A 16,380-nucleotide genomic window follows, 5' to 3' on the forward strand; every position below is an offset into this window, starting at 1 on the left:
CCGGGCTCCCGCGCTCGCGGGGGCCTCAGTCCACCATGTCCGCCGCCGTGAGCAGCCGGGTCAGGTCCGTCCGGGACCGTACCCCGAGCTTGCGGTAGATGCGGGTCAGGTGGGCCTCCACGGTCTTGCGGGACACGAAGAGCGAGGCCGCGGCCTCCGTGTTGTTCAGGCCCCGGGCCACCGCCCGTGACACCTGGAACTCCTGCGGGGTGAGCAGGTCCAGGGCCCCGCCCGGGTGCGGTGCCGTCCGGGCCGCCGGCCTGCCGCCCGCGGCCGCCAGCTCGCCGGCCGCCCGCCGGGCCCACGGGGTCGCGCCCAGCCGTTCGAAGCAGGCCAGCGCGGAGGCGAGCGGTGCCCGGGCCGCCCCGGGACGGCGGTGCCGGCGCAGCACCTCCGCCTCGCACAGCAGCGTGCGCGCCTGATCGAAGGGGCTCGTCGTGCGCCGGTGGGCCTCCAGGGCCGCGCCGAACCGGGCCTCGGCCTCCTCGGGGTCCGGCGCGAGCAGACCGCGGCAGCGCGCCGCGGCCGCCTCCGTGGAGGGCAGGCCCGTCACCAGGGCGCGCTCCTCCAGCCAGGCCACCACCTGCGCGGCCCGCGCGTCGTGGCCGGCCCGCAGGTGCGCCTCCGCCAGCTCCGCGGCGAACGGCACGGTCTCCGGGTTGCCGACACCCTGCTCCACGGCCAGGGCGAAGGTCTGTTCGAGCTGGTCCACGGCCGCCGCGTGGTCCCCGTGGGTCAGGGCCGACAGACCGAGCACCGCCGTCATGTGGAGCTCCTGGCAGCCGATGCCGTGCGCCCCGCACTCCCTGCGCGCGCGGGCCACGAGGTCCTCGCACTCCACCCGGTCGCCGCGCAGCGCCGCCAGCCACCCCAGGCCGTAGAGCGCGTAGCTCACGGTCGTCAGCTGGCCCAGCTCCTCCGCCCAGCGCAGGGCCTCGGTGAGGTCACCGGCGGCGGAGGCCCACTGGCCGATGCGGATCTCCAGCTCGCCCCGGACGGCGAGCGTGTAGCCCAGCACCCCCACTGCGCTCCGGCCCCGGGCCGACTCCACGGCCGCGTTCAGCAGGCGGCGCCCGCGCGCCGGCTCCTCCAGCCGGCACCACGCCAGGCCCGCGATCGCGTGCACCCGCTGGTCGCGCACGAGGTCGCCCGGGCCGACGCGGTCGGCGGACTCCAGCATCTCCCGGCCCCGCGCCGTACGCCCGGCCATCACGAGCACCGCGCCGAGGACGGTGAGGCTGTGCCAGCGCTCCGGACCGTCCGGCGAGGCCAGGGTGAGGGACTGCTCGGCCACGCGGACCGCCTCCGGGAAGTGGCCGTCGAGGCGGGCCGGGGCCGTCGCCGTCGCCAGCAGCACGCAGGCGCGGGCGGGGTCGTGACCGCGTACGGCCTCCGCCGCGTCCACCAGCAGGCCGTACGCTCTCGCCGGTTCGCCGTTCCAGGTGATGACCCAGCCCAGCAGGGCCTGGACGTCCGCGCGCAGCACCGGGTCCGGGGTAAGGCGCAGGGCCTCCTCGCACCACTGCGGACCGGCCGGCAGCCCGCCGAGCACCGCGTCCGAGGCGGCGCGGTGCAGCCGGGCGGCGCGCGGGGCGGGGTCGGGCGTGAGGTCGGCGGCGCGCCGCCAGGCCAGCGCGGACTCGGCGAGCGCGTTGCGCCGCCGCGCCTCCCGGGCCGCCTCGGCGAGCGCCGCCGCCGTCTCCTCGTCGGGGCCCGCGCTCGCCGCCGCCCGGTACCAGGCGTGCAGCGGGCCGGTGCTGACCGAGGCGAGCGCCTGGTACGCGGCGACGCGGTGGGCGAGCGGAGCCCGCCCGAGGACCAGGGGGCGCAGGACCGGGTGGTGGAAGTCGAGGCCGTCGGGGACGGCCGTGATCAGGCCGTCCTCCTCGGCGGCCGAGAGGGCGTCGAGGGAGAGCCCGGCCGCTTCCAGCGCCTTGCGCAGCCGGCCGGTGTCCGCGCAGCGGCCGGCGGCCAGGACGACCAGCGCACGGCGGGCCGTCTCGGGGAGGCCGTCGATACGGGCCGCCCAGGCGCGCTCCAGATGACGGCCGAGGGACGGCGGGTCGGGCAGCGGGTGCGCGCCGCGCGCCTGCTCCCCGGACAGCCCGGCGGCGAGTTCGCGCAGCGCGAGGGGGTTGCCGCCGCTGATCCGGCAGAGTTCGGCGAGCACGGCCGGGGCGATCCCGCGGTCCAGGGCGCGCAGCAGGTCGGCGCAGCCGTCGGGGGTCAGCCCGCAGACCTGCACCGCCGGGACGGTGCGGCGGGTGCCCGTCTCGCCGTGGTCCTCGCGGGAGCACAGCGCGAGGGCGACCCGCTCGCTGGACAGCCGGCGCGCGACGAACAGCAGGACCCGCCGGGACGACGGGTCCACCCAGTGCAGGTCGTCGACGAGGACGACCACGGGCCGCTCGTCACCGAGGGCCGCGAGCACGTTCAGGGCGCCCATGCAGGCCGCGTACGGGTTGCCGGGCGCGTCACCGGTGTCGCCGCCGAGCGCGAGGGAGGACTCCAGGGCGGCCCGCTGGGCCCCGGGGATATCCCTGAAACGGGACGAAAAGGGCATGAGGAGGTCGCCCAGCGTGGCGAACGGCAGCACGGTCTCGGTCTCGATGCCCCGGGCTCTCAGCACCGTCCGCTCCCCGTGCGCGCCCGCCCGTTCCGCGAGGTAGTCGAGGAGCGCCGTCTTGCCGATGCCGGGCTCGCCCCACAGCAGCAGCGCGGCCCCGCCGGCCTCGCCCGCGACCAGCAGGTCGTCCATCAGCCGGCGCTCGCGCTCCCGGCCCACGAGTTCCCGCATGCGTCACCCCCCGGCACCGAGCCGCCGTCGTCCATCATGCTCCTCGCCGCGGAGGGCAAGAAGCGCGCCGACGGGGGATGTGGGGACTTCCCGGAAGCGGCGCCCCGTCCGGGGGCCTTGAATGGTGGTCCTCGGGGGAAGCTGGTCGCGGATGACGAGGGGGACGGCCGATGTTCGTGTCCGCGGGAGCGCACTTCCGGCTCGACTCGGTCGAGATCCGGGTGACGTTCTCCGGTACGGACGCGGCCGCCGCGATCAGGGCGCTGGCGCCGGACCACGGGGGTGCCCGGCGCAGCGTCCACTTCTGCGAGGTGCTCGGCGCCGGATCGCTGCCCCTGCTGGACGCGGGCGTGACGCTGCGGCTGCGGGCGGGGAGCGGACGCGGCGGTGGCGGGGACGCCACGGCGGTGCTGCGCCCGTGCCGCACCTCCCGCCTCACCGAGCGCTGGCTCGGCTTCCGGGCCCAGGGCCCCGACTCGCTCCGCCTCTGCGGCGACTTCTCCGGCGAGAGCCGCGTCCTCGCGGCCTCCTTCGCCTCCGACTGCGGCCGCAGGGCGGTGGAGGCGGTCATCTCCGGCGGCAGGCCGCCGGCCACGGCGTTCTCCGGCCGGCAGCGCGCCTTCCTCACCGAGTGCGCCGACGTGTACGTCGACGCGGGCGGCCTGAGGGTCCTCGGCCCGGTGCACGCCGCCCGCTGGACCGGCGTACGGCTGCGCCACCACGAGGTACGGCTGGAGCACTGGACGGTACGGGGGAGCGAGCCGCTGGAGTGGTTCGAGGTCTCCGAGCGCGTCGCCCCCGAGGGCGCCGAGGTGGTCCAGGCGTCCCTGACGGCCCTGCTGCGGGCCCGGGGCCTGGAACCGGACCTCACGCAGGAGACGCTGACGCGCCGGGTGCTGGAGGCGCTGAGCGCGGGTGCGGTCCGGTAGGGCCGGGCGAGGCGGTGAGGGGCGGAAAAAGGCAGGAGCCCCATTGCCGGACGGCACGGGACTCCTTGGGTACTGCTATCGGTTCCGGATCAGAGCACTGGGCTCAGAGCTCAGACGGGGGTGACGTTCTCCGCCTGCGGGCCCTTCGGACCCTGCGTCACGTCGAAGGTCACCGCCTGGTTCTCTTCGAGAGAGCGGAAGCCGGTCGCGTTGATCGCGGAGTAGTGGACGAAGACGTCGGGGCCGCCGCCTTCCTGGGCGATGAAACCAAAGCCCTTTTCGGCGTTGAACCACTTCACGGTTCCGGTAGCCATAAGCCCTCCTTGGGCCCAAAGGGTTGCCCTGCTCCAGAACCTGCAAGCGTAAAAACGTGCGGCGTCTGAAAACGACGAGAGCCCGCGGTTACATGCTCCGCAGGCTCTGTACTGCAAGGGAAACCAAACTGCAACTTGCGGCGAGCCTAGCATGCGGGCAGCCGAAAGCAATAGAGGTCAAGATCACTTCACCCGGACGTTTGAACGCTCCGGAACCGGATTGACGGGATGACCTCTGCTTTTGCGGGTCGGCGCCTACTTGTCGCGGCGGTGCGAATGGCGGAGACACGCCGACGGGTCACCGGTTTGCGCCGGCCGGACCACCCTGGAGGGTGCACCGTACCGCATGGGGGCTAGCCTCGCGATATGGACAATCCTCGCACCAGGCCGCGCGTCGGTCACATCCAGTTCCTGAACTGCATGCCCCTGTACTGGGGGCTCGCGCGTACCGGGACGCTCCTCGACTTCGAGCTGACGAAGGACACCCCGGAGAAGCTCAGCGAGAAGCTGGTGCATGGCGACCTCGACATCGGGCCGATCACGCTCGTGGAGTTCCTCAGGCACGCGGACGAACTGGTCGCCTTCCCCGACATCGCGGTCGGCTGCGACGGCCCCGTGATGTCCTGCGTGATCGTCTCGAAGGGTCCCCTGGACCAGCTCGACGGCGCCCGCGTCGCCCTCGGCTCGACCTCGCGCACGTCGGTGCGGCTCGCTCAGCTGCTGCTCGCGGAGCACATCGGGGTCGGCCCGTCGTACTACACCTGCCCGCCGGACCTCGCCCTGATGATGCAGGAGGCCGAGGCCGCCGTCCTCATCGGCGACGCGGCGCTGCGGGCCAACCTGATCGACGGCCCGAAGTACGGCCTCCAGGTGCACGACCTGGGCGCCCTGTGGAAGGAGTGGACGGGGCTGCCGTTCGTCTTCGCCGTCTGGGCGGCCCGCCGCGAGTACGCCGAGCGGGAGCCGGAGGTCACCCGGCAGGTGCACGAGGCGTTCCTGGCCTCGCGTGACCTCTCGCTGGTGGAGGTGGACAAGGTCGCCGAGCAGGCGGCCCGCTGGGAGGCCTTCGACGAGAAGGTGCTGGAGCGGTACTTCACGACGCTCGACTTCCGTTTCGGACAGCCGCAGCTGGCGGCGGTGGGCGAGTTCGCGCGCCGCGTGGGCCCGACCACGGGCTTCCCGGCGGACGTACGGGTGGAACTGCTGCGACCGTAGGGTCAGGTGATCAGGGGGTCCTGCAAGGGCGGGTAGTGCGGGGCGCAGTCCGGGCAGGCGTAGACGTTGAAGCCCGGACCGGTGGCGGCGTGCACCTCGTGCACCAGGACCGGGTCGTCGGTGGTGCACCCGCAGCGGGCGCACAGGCGGATCGGCCGACGGGGCGCGTTCTGTTCCGTCATCGGACGGCTCCGGCGTACGCGAAGCGGAGCGCGTGACGCTCCTCGGGTGTGAGGACGTAGGGGCGCACGACGGCGGACGCGTCGCCGTCGAGGCGCTCGGTGAAGCGGGGTGGCGGGGCGGGGATGTGGAACGGCGGAGGGAGCACGTCCCCGGCGCGGTGGCGCCCGCGCGAGCTCGGCAGGAAGAGGTCCAGTACCCAGGCGAGAAGGTGGACGATAAGGTCCGCCATGTCGACGCTCCGATCAGCGTTGGCCATGCCCCGGGACGGCTGCTATCCGTCGCCGGGGCTTTCGGTTGCCTCACCGTAGTGTGTCATGTAACTGCCTATCTATACCTATGCTATTAGAGCTGTTGCTATGCCTACCGGGATGCCCTTACGTACAGTTCGCCTGTGTTCGAATTTGACCCGACGAGGCCCAAGTGGCACCAGATCGCCGAAGTGGTGCGGGCGAGGATCGCCAGCGGTGAGTACCCCGTACGCGGGCTGATCTCCGAAGTGAAGCTCGAACAAGAGTTCGGGGTGTCGCGTGTGACGGTCCGCAAAGTCACCGCCGCCCTCCGTGACGAGGGGCTCATCATCACCACACGAGGGATGGGCTCCTTCGTGACGGAACGCTGACGCGCAAAAAACTCACGGGCCCCGGAGACCGGGGCCCGTGAGTTCGTGGTGCCGAGGCGTCAGGCCGAGACCAGCCCCGCCTCCCCGGAGGGCTGCGCCGGGACGGCCGGCGCCGTGCGGGCCGCTCCCGGGGCCGGCGCCGGGGTGCGCTGGTCGAGCGGGAGGACCGACGGGGTCACCCCCTGGTTCAGGAACACGCTGCGCACCGCGCGCTCCGCCGCGTGCCCGTCGTCGTACTGGACGAAGCGCTCGCGGAACGCGGCCCGCAGCGCCGTGGCCTTCTCGCCCTTCCAGGCGCCGCTGCGGAAGACCTCGATGAGCTCGTCCTCGCTGGTCGCCGTGGCACCGGGGGTCTCACCCGGCTTCTGGGACAGCAGGTTGAAGTACACGCCGCGGGCCTTGCTGTAGACCTCCCAGTCGTCGACGTACGAGACGATGGGCCGGTCCAGGCAGGCGTAGTCGAACATGATCGACGAGTAGTCCGTGATCAGGGCGTCCGCGGCCAGGCAGAGGTCCTCCACGACCGGATGCTTGGAGACGTCCTTGATCAACCCGCGCTCCTGCAGCGCCTGGAGCTGCGGGTCGGCGCCGTAGAAGTAGTGCGTGCGCACGAGCACGACGAAGTCGGGGCCGAGTTCGCGGCAGAGCCGTTCCAGGTCCAGGCGGGGGACGAACCCCTTCTGGTAGTCGCGCACGGTGGGGCAGTACAGCAGGGCGGTCTTCCCGTCCTCGATGCCCAGCTCGGCGCGGATGCGCGTGACGTCCTCGGAAGTGGCCCGGAAGTACACGTCGTTGCGCGGGTAGCCCGAGTCGATCGACTCGAAGGCGCACGGGTAGACGCGCTCCCAGATCTCGGTCGAGTGCTGGTTGGAGGAGAGGCTGTAGTCCCAGCGGTCGACGCGCTCGAGCATCTTGTGGAAGCTCATGTTCTTCGCGGCGGCGGGGAAGCGCTGCTGGTCGATGCCCATCTGCTTCAGCGGGGTGCCGTGGTGGGTCTGCAGATGGATCTGGCCGGGCCGCTTGACGATCTCGTTGGGGAAGTTGACGTTGTTGACCAGGTACTTCGCCCGGGCCATGACCTCCCAGTACCGGGGCGAGCGGGCGACCACGTAGTCGACCCCGGCCGGTACCGTCGCCTCCTCGCCCGGACGCACGATCCACACGCCGTGGATGTGCGGGGCGAGCTCCTTGGCCTTGTAGTAGATCGCCGCGGGGTTGCAGGCGACACCGCGGTTCCAGTAGGCGCTGTAGACCGCGAGGTTCTCGTCGATCGGGCGCCGCAGGTACATGCGGTACAGGCGGTCGTACGCCCTCCTGCCGAGCGCCGTCCGCATCTTGGAGGCCCGCTTGACCAGCTTCTTCTTTGTGGCACCCGCGAACTCGACCGCCGCGAACGCCGGGTAGGAGCCGCGCTCCACGAGGTCGAAGCGCAGCCCGGGCGTGCCCTCGGGCTTCTGGAAGCGCGCGGGCTTGAACCGCTTGTACTGGGCCGAGGCGAGCTTGAAGAACTCGGGCCGGTCCTGCGGGAGGATGCGGTCCGCACGGACGAGCGTGAACAGGAAGTGGCTGACCATCCGCTCGAAGAGCAGCGGGCGCACGGCCGAGAGGTGGGGCCGCTCGTCGAGGAACTCGAACAGCCGGGCGTACTGCTCGAAGATCCCGAAGTGCTTGCGCCCGGGGGTGCGCATGGAGTTGCCCTGGCGCCGCTGCCGGTACTCCACGCAGACCTGCTCCAGGCAGGCGATGCGCTCGGCGGTCAGCATGGTCTTGTAGACCATCAGCGCGTCTTCGTAGATGCCGTCGGTGAAGGTGAAGCCGCCCCCGACGTAGAACTCGCGGCGGTACACCCGGTTCCACACGACGGCGAACATCGTGAGGTACTCGGGGCGCTCCAGTGCCGTGAACACGTCGGTGCCGGCCGCGGCGAGCAGTTCGCCGGCGGCGCTCTCCTGTACCCGGTTCGTCCAGTACGTGCGGACGTGGTTGAAGAGCAGGATGTCCGGGTCGTCGGTCAGTTCGAGGCGGTCGGCGATCGCCTGGAGCGCGTTCTCCGCGAGGGTGTCGTCGCTGTCCAGGTAGAAGATGTAGTCACCGGTCGCACGCTGCGCGCCCAGGTCGCGGGCCTTGCCGATGCCCTGGTTCTCGTCGAGGTGGACCGGCCGCACGCGGCTGTCCCGCGCGGCGTACTCGTCGAGGATCCGGCCGCAGCCGTCCGGTGAGTTGTCGTCGACCGCGATGACCTCGAAGTCTTCGAAGGACTGCTCGAGAATGGAGTCCAGGCAGGCGCGCAGATACCCCTGCACCCGGTAAACGGGGACAACAAGGCTTATTCGGGGAGCAACCGGATTCTGCGCGTGGCTCATGAAGCTTCCTGGAGAGTGGGGGGTGCGTGTCGAATCCTCGCCTGACATGCGCACTGTGATGAATGGTGTATGAAGCGAGGTTGAATCCTACATGAGGGCGGCAAGTCGTGATCTTTGCGTGACTGGTCCTGATCGGTGTCCTGATCGGTGTCCTGATCAGGGCCCCGGTGACCTGATCAGCCAAGTCTTCAGATGCGCGACATGTCCAGAGGGTTGTATCGGCACCGCGAATGTGGCATGCGTTACTCACGTGAGGGTCGTGGGGTCAGTGACGGCGGGACGGTGATCCGCGCGGGATGAGCGAGTCGTTACTGATCTTCCTCGCCGCCCTGTGGGGGGCGGCGGCCGGCGGGCTCCTGCCCCGGGCCGCCCACCGGCTCGCCGTACCGCCCGAGGAGCCGTGGCGCTCCGCGTGCCCCGCGGGGCACCCCGTCAGGGGCTGGCTGGGGCGCGCCCGCTGCGCACCCTGTGGGCACGCGTACGGCCGCGCCCTGCCCGTCGCGTGCGTCACGGCCGTCGCCTGCGCGGTGTCCGCCGCCGCCACCGGTCCCCGTCCCGAGCTGGCCGTCTGGCTGCTGCTCGCGCCGGTCGCCGTCCTGCTGTCCCTGGTCGACCTGCGGGTGCACCGGCTGCCGGACGTCCTGACGCTGCCGCTGGCCGGGGCGGCCCTCGTACTGCTCGGCGCCGCGGCGCTCGTGCCCGGGCACGCGGGACAGTGGCGCACCGCGGTGTTCGGGGCACTGGCGCTCGGGGGCCTGTACCTCGTGCTCTTCCTCGTCCGGCCGGACGGCTTCGGCTTCGGCGACGTGAAACTCGGGCTCGGGCTCGGGGCCGTGCTCGGCTGGTACGGGTGGGGCGTCGTCGTCCTGGGGGCGTTCGCGGGCATCCTGTTCGCCGGGCTGTACGGGCTGGTGCTCGCCCTGGCGCGGCGGATCGGACGGCGCACCGCGTACCCGATCGGACCGGCTCTGATCGCCGGGGCGTACGTCGCGCTGCTGCTCGGGGCGCACGCGGTCTGACGTGCGGCGCGGCACGGTTGTCCACAGGCGGGAGTGGGGCGGTTCCGGGGGTAGGCGTACGCTGGTCCGGACCGCCCACACCCACCTGAAAGGGACCCCGGTGACCGAGAAGGCCGACCTCGCGTCGTTCGATGTAACAGCCGTTCTCGACCGTGCCGCCGCCGGTGGGCGGATCACCCCGGAAGAGGCGCTCGTCCTCTACCGCGACGCCCCGCTGCACGCGCTGGGCGCCGCCGCCGACGCCATCCGGAGGCGGAAGTACGCGGGCACCGAGCACATCGCGACGTACATCATCGAGCGGAACATCAACTACACGAACGTCTGCGTGACGGCGTGCAAGTTCTGCGCCTTCTACGCCGCGCCCAAGGACATCAAGAAGGGCTGGACGCGGGACCTGGAGGACATCCTGCGCCGCTGCGCGGAGACCGTCGAGCTCGGCGGCACGCAGATCATGTTCCAGGGCGGTCACCACCCGGACTTCGGCGTGGAGTACTACGAGCAGCACTTCTCCGCCATCAAGCAGGCGTTCCCGCAGCTGGTCATCCACTCCCTCGGCGCCTCCGAGGTCGAGCACATGGCCCGTATCTCCAAGGTGAGCGTGGAGGAGGCGATCCAGCGCATCCACGCGGCGGGCCTCGACTCCTTCGCGGGCGCCGGTGCCGAGCTGCTGCCCGAGCGGCCGCGCAAGGCCATCGCCCCGCTGAAGGAGAGCGGCGAGCGCTGGCTGGAGATCATGGAGACCGCGCACAACCTGGGCGTGGAGTCCACCTCCACGATGCTCATGGGCACCGGCGAGACGAACGCCGAGCGCATCGAGCACCTGCGGATGATCCGCGACGTGCAGGACCGGACGGGCGGCTTCCGGGCCTTCATCCCGTACACGTACCAGCCGGAGAACAACCACCTCAAGGGCCGTACGCAGGCCACGATCTTCGAGTACCTGCGCATGATCGCCATCGCCCGGATCTTCCTGGACAACGTGGCGCACATCCAGGGCTCCTGGCTGACCACCGGCAAGGAGATCGGCCAGCTCTCCCTGCACTACGGCGCGGACGACCTCGGCTCGGTCATGCTGGAGGAGAACGTGGTCTCGTCGGCCGGCGCCAGGCACCGCTCCAACCGGCTGGAGCTGATCGACCTGATCCGCAAGGCCGGCCGGGTGCCCGCCCAGCGCAGCACGACGTACGAGCACCTGGTCGTCCACGACGACCCGGCCAACGACCCCGTCGACGACCGCGTGGTCTCCCACATCTCGTCCACGGCCATCGAGGGCGGCACGGCCCACCCCGAGCTGAAGCTGATCGGCACCAACTAGCGCGGACCGCTGCCGAGGTGCTGACGATCCACGCCGCGGACGAGCTGCGGCACGCCTGGGACGACACGAAGCCGCTCAAGGAGGGCGCCGTAGCCGTGGAGGGCGGCCGGGTGGCCGCCGTCGGCACCCTGGCCGAACTGCTGAAGCCGTACCCGGGCGCCCGCGTACGGCGCTGGCCGGGCACCCTGGGGCCCGCCCGCGTCCATGTCGGTCCGCTCCCGGACGCGCCGACCCCGCGCGAACGCATTCACGCGGTGCTCAAGTCGGGTGCCGTCGCGGTCCTGGAGGAGTACGCGGACACGCCCGAACTGAGGGCGGCCGCCGAGCGGAACGACGTGGTGGTCCTGCGGCGGGGGCGGCCCACCGCCGTCGTCCCGGGGGCCCGCGCCGACCTCGCCGTCTTCGACGCCGCCGGCGTCTGCCTCGCCACGGTGTGCGCGGGACGGCTGGTGCACCGGAGGCGGTGAGGGGAATCCCGCCCCGGTCAGCACTCCGCGGTCAGCCGGAGAACGCCTCCGCGAACGCCCCGTCCTCCTGGTCCACCCCGCTGCAGTCGGTGGACGCGTCGTCGGTCGCGGAGCCGGTGGGGGTGGTGCTGGTGGTGCCGGTGGTGCCGAGTGGTGCCGGTGGTGTCGCACCGCCGGTTGCGGAAGGACCCCCACACCGACACCCAGGCGAAGCCCCTCTCGTCGGCGAACTCCCGCACCCGCGCCGCGTCGTGGAGCGTGAAGGTCTCGTTCTCCACGTCGTTCTCATCGATCATCGAGGTGAGGGCCAGGCCGTGCCAGGCGGTCTCGTCCGACAGCCCGAAGACGTCCGCGAGCCGGTCGTGGGCGGCCTCGGCGGACGTCTCCGCGTAGTCGCCCATGTCACCGTCGTACGAGCTGCCGTAGTCCATGGTCATGACGTCGACCGTGGAGACCTGTACGGAGTGGTCGTTCGCGGACTCCAGCAGGGCCACGCCGTCGTCGTCGAGGCCGGAGGGCATGACGGGAAGGGTGAACGAGACCGAGAGACCCTCCCGTTCCTCCTGGAGCTGCGCTATCGCCTCCGAGCGGAGGTCCACCGAGGCGGCGTCCGTCAGCGCGTCGCCCTCGACGTCGGAGTCCGCCGCACTCGCCCCGGCCGCGTCGAGCGCCTGTCCGTACGCCGAAGCGAGGGCCGAGGCGCTGTCGCGTGCCTCGGCGGGCTCCGTCCCCGACGCCCCGCCGAACGCCACCCGCACCGTCGCCCCGGACTCCTTCAGCGCCGAGACGCGGGACGCCACCGCCGCGTCGTCGACCGCGGCCGTCCCGCCCCACGCCGGGGTGCAGTCGTCGCCGTCCACGATCACGAACGCCAGGCTGTAGGCGGAGGGCCTGCCCGCCGGGTCGAGGTCGGACGCGGTCGTGGCGCTCACGTAGGGGGCGTACGCCGTCGTGGAATTCGTGGCTGCGTATTCCGAGGAGCAGCCCGCGCAGGCCGGCGTCACCAGACGGACCAGCCCGGCGGCCGGCTTGAGGAAACTCCTCACGGCGTACGCACCCGCCCTCTCGTGATTACCGCGTCCCCGAGAGGTTAATTAACGGACCGGTCCGCTTCCGGTGCTCTCACCTGCGAACTTGCAACCTCTGAGGAGAAGACAGAGTGGCGGACTTTCCATGGTTCATGCGCAACGGATACCGAATTCCGGTCACATGAAATATCTCTACCGTCCTCCACGGAATGCAATCCGAGTCCGTCGTGGAAGAACACGCCGCCGCTCCGGTGCGCGGCCGGCGCCCTGAACGCGGCAGGGGAGCCGGACGCGAAGAGGGCCCCGCTTTCGTCGACAACTCCGGGCGCAGGGCCAGGTTCCTGCGCCGGATCGGCGTGCTCGTGGGCGCCGTCCGCCTCGGCTACGCCGTCGTGCTCGGCCTGGCGTTCATGGGCTGGGGCATCTCGTCCGCCCCGTCCGGACTGCTGCCCTCCGGTGACGGCGGCGCGCCGCCGCAGGGCGGCATGGCGCCCTCGGGAGCACCCGCCGGGGCCCCTGACGGAACTCCAACCCCAGCCATGCCAGCCGCCCCCGCCACCCCTTCCCCCACGGTCGTACGACCTGGACGACGTCCCCCTCGCCCGGGCCTTCCTCTCCGCCGGGTCCGTGACGCTGCTGGTGTACGCGAAGGAACGGTTCTCGGCCGACTTCGCCGGACCCGCCCGCTTCCGGCGGCTCGACCGGATCGTGACGGTCTCCAACGCCCGAGCGGTCACGATCTGTCTCTGGCACGGGATCGCGCTGGTCCTGGCCGTCCCGCTGATCGACCGGTTCTGGGACGTGCCGACCTTCGAGACGTACCTGCCGCTGGACAGCCAGTGGTTCCTCTTCGGCGTCGGCTGGGTGCTGCTCGCGCTGTCCGTGCCGGCGTGCGGGTGGGTGGAGGACGTGGCGGCGAGGCGGAGGCCACGCCTGCTGCCGTGAGAGGTCACCCGTCGACGCCGACGAGGAGGCCGGGCTGCCACAATGGATCGGTGACCCGCGCCTCCCTGAACAAGCAGCCGCACGAAGTCGCCTCGATGTTCGACCACGTGGCGGCACGGTACGACCTCACCAACGACGTGCTCTCCCTCGGACAGGACCGGCGATGGCGCAAGGAGGTCGCGCGGGCGGTCGACGCGCGGCCCGGGCAGAAGGTCCTGGACCTCGCCGCGGGCACGGGCACCTCCTCGCTGCCCTTCGCCCGCGCGGGCGCGTACGTCGTTCCGTGCGACTTCTCCCTCGGCATGCTCAAGGTGGGCAAGCAGCGCCAGTCCTGGCTGCCGTTCACGGCCGGCGACGCGACGCGGCTGCCGTTCAAGGAGGACACCTTCGACGCGGTGACCATCTCCTTCGGGCTGCGCAACGTCCAGGACACCGATGCCGCGCTGCGCGAACTGCTGCGGGTGACCAGGCCCGGCGGACGGGTCGTGATCTGCGAGTTCTCCCACCCGACGTGGACGCCGTTCCGCACCGTCTACACCGAGTACCTGATGCGCGCGCTGCCTCCGGTCGCGCGCGCGGTGTCGTCCAACCCCGACGCGTACGTCTACCTCGCCGAGTCCATCCGCGACTGGCCCGACCAGCCCGCCCTGGCGGAACGCCTGCGCGGCGCGGGCTGGGAGAGGGTGGCGTGGCGGAATCTCACGGGTGGCGTGGTGGCACTGCACAGGGGCTTCAAGGCGGCGTGACACACGCCCCGGAAGGAGCGCGGGAAACTGCGCGACCAGCCACAACGAACCCGCGGTCGGCGAACAACCCCGAGCGACCTCAACGCGCGACGGGGAACGGCTCCCCGGGCTCGTCCAACTCCCGGCGCAACCCCCCGGGAGGGGGCCCTCCGCGGAGCGGCTCCCGCACCCCCGCACCGCCACCCCCCTCCCCCTCACCGTGCTCGAACCACACCGTGACCACCGCCCCGCGCGGGATCTCGGTCCCCGGCCGCGGGTACTGGCGTGCGACGTAGTCGACGACGGTCCAGGGAAAGTCGGGCCGGTCGGGCGCGGCGAGCACCACACCCCGCGCCTCGGCCGTCGCGCGCGCGTCCATGGCCATCAGACCGACGAGCCGCGGAACGCGCACTTCGGGTGTCTCGGGTGGTATGCGCACAGATGTCACCCCCAGCGGTACTGGAAGGGTAACCGCGTGGGGGCGGGCATCGGAAGCGCTGCGTGTTCATTCCCGGCCGACGGCTACGCACCGTCACAGGGCGAGCCGGTAGCGGTGCCCCGTCCGTTCGGAGGACGGCGTCGTGAAGACCTCCTCCAGCTCCATGCCGAGGCGGCGGGTCACGGCGATCGAGCGCTCGTTGCCGGCGGCGACCAGGGCGACGACGCTCGGCACCCCCGCCCGGCGCAGCCGGTCCAGCGTCTCGTGGGCGGCGGCCGTGACGTACCCCTGGCCCCAGTACGGCCGCGCGAGCCGCCAGCCGATCTCGATGTCGCCCGGCGCGGCGCCCCACTCGTGCGGCCACGGCTGGGCGCCGGTGAAGCCGATGACCCGTCCCTCCTCGTCGAGCACGCTCCACAGGCAGAAGCCGCGCTCCGCGTCGTGGCGGCGCTGGCGCGCGGTGAGCTCCTCGTAGACGGACAGCTCGGCGGACCTGCCGCCGTGGTACTCCATCACCTCGGGGTGGTCGAAGATCCGGTGCCAGGTCACGGCGTCCTCGTCGGTCGGGACGCGCAGCCGTACGCCGGGGAGAGCTCGGTTCACAGGGGGACAACCCTTCAGCCGGTCGATCTGTACCGCTGCATAGACTGCCCATGTCCCGTGCCCGTCGGCACCCGCTATTTCTAGCCTTGGGGAGATGACGCTGTGACCGAGCCCCAGCCCCTTACCGAACACACCGCCGATGTGATCGTCGTCGGGGCCGGTCCAGCCGGTTCCACCACCGCGTACTACCTGGCCAAGGCGGGACTCGACGTCCTGCTCCTGGAGAAGACCGCCTTCCCGCGCGAGAAGGTCTGCGGTGACGGTCTGACGCCCCGCGCCACCAAACAGCTCGTGTCCATGGGCATCGACATCTCCGAGGAGGCGGGCTGGCTCCGCAACAAGGGCCTCCGCATCATCGCCGGCGGTGTCCGCCTCCAGCTCGACTGGCCGGATCTCGCCTCGTTCCCGGACTACGGGCTGGTGCGCAAGCGCGACGACTTCGACGAGCAGCTGGCCCGGCAGGCGCAGAAGGCGGGTGCCCGGCTGTACGAGCGCTGCAACGTCGGTGCCCCGGTCGTGGACGACCGCACCGGCCGCATCACGGGCGTCCACGCCAAGCTCGGCGACGCGGACTCGAAGGAGAAGCGGGACGTCACCTTCCACGCGCCGCTGGTGGTGGCCGCGGACGGCAACTCCTCGCGCCTCTCCCTGGCGATGGGCCTGCACCGCCGCGAGGACCGTCCGATGGGCGTCGCGGTCCGTACGTACTTCACGTCCCCGCGCCACGACGACGACTACCTGGAGTCCTGGCTGGAGCTGTGGGACCGGCGCGGCCCGGGCGAGGACCGCCTGCTGCCCGGCTACGGCTGGGTGTTCGGCATGGGCGACGGCACCTCGAACGTCGGCCTCGGCGTGCTCAACACCTCCGCCTCCTTCAAGGAGCTGGACTGGCGCGAGGTCCTGAAGGCCTGGTGCGCGTCGATGCCGGAGGAGTGGGGCTACACCCCGGACAACATGACGATGCCGATCCGCGGCGCCGCCCTGCCCATGGCCTTCAACCGCCAGCCGCACTACACCAAGGGCCTGTTGCTGGTCGGCGACGCCGGCGGGCTCGTGAACCCCTTCAACGGCGAGGGCATCGCCTACGCCATGGAGTCCGGCCAGATCGCCGCGGACGTCATCGTCCAGGCGCACGCGCGGACCACCCCCGCCCAGCGGGAGATGGCCCTCCAGCGCTACCCGCGCGTCCTGAAGGACACCTACGGCGGCTACTACACCCTGGGCCGCGCCTTCGTGAAGCTCATCGGCAACCCGAAGATCATGAAGCTGGCGACCGAGCGGGGCCTCACCCACCCCCTGCTGATGAAGTTCACGCTGAAGATGCTCGCCAACCTCACCGACCCGACGGGCGGCGACGCGATGGACCGCATCATCAACGGCCTGAGCAAGGTGGCCCCGAGGGCCTGAGCCGCCCACCCG

General features: G+C 71.8%; 15 protein-coding genes and 2 pseudogenes. 9 read left to right on the plus strand and 8 right to left on the minus strand.

Annotated features, from left to right (window positions below):
• Positions 1-25: 25 nt before the first annotated feature.
• Positions 26-2,797: a helix-turn-helix transcriptional regulator gene (locus IEZ04_RS17410; protein WP_189217804.1), complete on the minus strand. Its 2,772-nt coding sequence runs from the start codon at positions 2,795-2,797 to the stop codon at positions 26-28.
• 170 nt (positions 2,798-2,967) lie between these two features.
• Between IEZ04_RS17410 and IEZ04_RS17415 the strand changes: the two genes are divergently transcribed.
• Positions 2,968-3,726, plus strand: coding sequence for a hypothetical protein (locus IEZ04_RS17415; protein ID WP_189217805.1), 759 nt, complete (start codon positions 2,968-2,970; stop codon positions 3,724-3,726).
• Positions 3,727-3,836: 110 nt separating this feature from the next.
• Here the strand turns inward: IEZ04_RS17415 and IEZ04_RS17420 are convergent, their stop codons facing one another.
• The gene (locus IEZ04_RS17420; RefSeq protein ID WP_189217806.1) at positions 3,837-4,040 is read right to left on the minus strand and encodes a cold-shock protein; all 204 of its coding nucleotides are present in this window, start codon (positions 4,038-4,040) and stop codon (positions 3,837-3,839) included.
• Positions 4,041-4,406: 366 nt separating this feature from the next.
• On the opposite strand from IEZ04_RS17420, the gene IEZ04_RS17425 reads away from it, so the two are divergent.
• Positions 4,407-5,255: a menaquinone biosynthetic enzyme MqnA/MqnD family protein gene (locus IEZ04_RS17425; protein ID WP_189217807.1), complete on the plus strand. Its 849-nt coding sequence runs from the start codon at positions 4,407-4,409 to the stop codon at positions 5,253-5,255.
• Positions 5,256-5,257: 2 nt separating this feature from the next.
• On the opposite strand, the gene IEZ04_RS17430 is transcribed toward IEZ04_RS17425, so the two are convergent.
• Together IEZ04_RS17430 and IEZ04_RS17435 are read right to left on the minus strand one after the other, a co-directional pair.
• The gene (locus IEZ04_RS17430) at positions 5,258-5,437 is read right to left on the minus strand and encodes a hypothetical protein (protein WP_189218002.1); all 180 of its coding nucleotides are present in this window, start codon (positions 5,435-5,437) and stop codon (positions 5,258-5,260) included.
• Positions 5,434-5,667: a hypothetical protein gene (locus IEZ04_RS17435; RefSeq protein WP_189217808.1), complete on the minus strand. Its 234-nt coding sequence runs from the start codon at positions 5,665-5,667 to the stop codon at positions 5,434-5,436. Before IEZ04_RS17435 ends, IEZ04_RS17430 begins: the two co-directional genes overlap by 4 nt.
• Positions 5,668-5,829: 162 nt before the next feature.
• Between IEZ04_RS17435 and IEZ04_RS17440 the strand changes: the two genes are divergently transcribed.
• Positions 5,830-6,057, plus strand: coding sequence for a GntR family transcriptional regulator (locus IEZ04_RS17440; RefSeq protein WP_189217809.1), 228 nt, complete (start codon positions 5,830-5,832; stop codon positions 6,055-6,057).
• A 59-nt stretch (positions 6,058-6,116) separates the two neighbouring features.
• Here IEZ04_RS17440 and IEZ04_RS17445 read toward each other — a convergent pair whose 3' ends face one another.
• The gene (locus tag IEZ04_RS17445) at positions 6,117-8,420 is read right to left on the minus strand and encodes a bifunctional glycosyltransferase/CDP-glycerol:glycerophosphate glycerophosphotransferase (protein ID WP_189217810.1); all 2,304 of its coding nucleotides are present in this window, start codon (positions 8,418-8,420) and stop codon (positions 6,117-6,119) included.
• Between the two features lie 296 nt (positions 8,421-8,716).
• On the opposite strand from IEZ04_RS17445, the gene IEZ04_RS17450 reads away from it, so the two are divergent.
• The 3 genes from IEZ04_RS17450 to IEZ04_RS17460 all read left to right on the plus strand — a co-directional run bounded on the left by IEZ04_RS17450 (position 8,717) and on the right by IEZ04_RS17460 (position 11,221).
• A complete protein-coding gene (locus IEZ04_RS17450; protein WP_189217811.1) occupies positions 8,717-9,439 on the plus strand; it encodes a prepilin peptidase in 723 nt (240 codons plus the stop codon).
• 100 nt (positions 9,440-9,539) lie between these two features.
• Positions 9,540-10,754, plus strand: coding sequence for a cyclic dehypoxanthinyl futalosine synthase (mqnC, locus tag IEZ04_RS17455; RefSeq protein ID WP_189217812.1), 1,215 nt, complete (start codon positions 9,540-9,542; stop codon positions 10,752-10,754).
• 17 nt (positions 10,755-10,771) lie between these two features.
• Entirely contained in the window at positions 10,772-11,221 is a 450-nt protein-coding gene (locus IEZ04_RS17460; protein ID WP_189217813.1) for an imidazolonepropionase-like domain-containing protein, read from the plus strand.
• Positions 11,222-11,252: 31 nt separating this feature from the next.
• On the opposite strand, the pseudogene IEZ04_RS17465 reads toward IEZ04_RS17460, so the two are convergent.
• Positions 11,253-12,267, minus strand: a pseudogene (locus IEZ04_RS17465) (glycoside hydrolase family 18 protein).
• Between the two features lie 555 nt (positions 12,268-12,822).
• Between IEZ04_RS17465 and IEZ04_RS17470 the strand changes: the two are divergent.
• Together IEZ04_RS17470 and IEZ04_RS17475 are read left to right on the plus strand one after the other, a co-directional pair.
• A pseudogene (locus tag IEZ04_RS17470) lies at positions 12,823-13,194 on the plus strand (acyltransferase family protein); the annotation flags it as partial.
• 50 nt (positions 13,195-13,244) lie between these two features.
• Positions 13,245-13,940: a demethylmenaquinone methyltransferase gene (locus tag IEZ04_RS17475; protein WP_189217815.1), complete on the plus strand. Its 696-nt coding sequence runs from the start codon at positions 13,245-13,247 to the stop codon at positions 13,938-13,940.
• A gap of 79 nt (positions 13,941-14,019) precedes the next feature.
• Here IEZ04_RS17475 and IEZ04_RS17480 read toward each other — a convergent pair whose 3' ends face one another.
• A complete protein-coding gene (locus tag IEZ04_RS17480) occupies positions 14,020-14,358 on the minus strand; it encodes a PASTA domain-containing protein (protein ID WP_189217816.1) in 339 nt (112 codons plus the stop codon).
• A gap of 93 nt (positions 14,359-14,451) precedes the next feature.
• Complete coding sequence (locus tag IEZ04_RS17485; protein WP_189217817.1) at positions 14,452-14,961, minus strand: GNAT family N-acetyltransferase; 510 nt, start codon at positions 14,959-14,961, stop codon at positions 14,452-14,454.
• 102 nt (positions 14,962-15,063) lie between these two features.
• Between IEZ04_RS17485 and IEZ04_RS17490 the strand changes: the two genes are divergently transcribed.
• On the plus strand, positions 15,064-16,368 hold the full coding sequence (locus IEZ04_RS17490; protein WP_189217818.1) for a geranylgeranyl reductase family protein: 1,305 nt from the start codon (positions 15,064-15,066) through the stop codon (positions 16,366-16,368).
• Positions 16,369-16,380: the final 12 nt, after the last annotated feature.

It is taken from the genome of Streptomyces ruber (assembly GCF_014648075.1).
In the GTDB taxonomy this organism is placed as follows: Bacteria; Actinomycetota; Actinomycetes; order Streptomycetales; family Streptomycetaceae; genus Streptomyces; species Streptomyces ruber.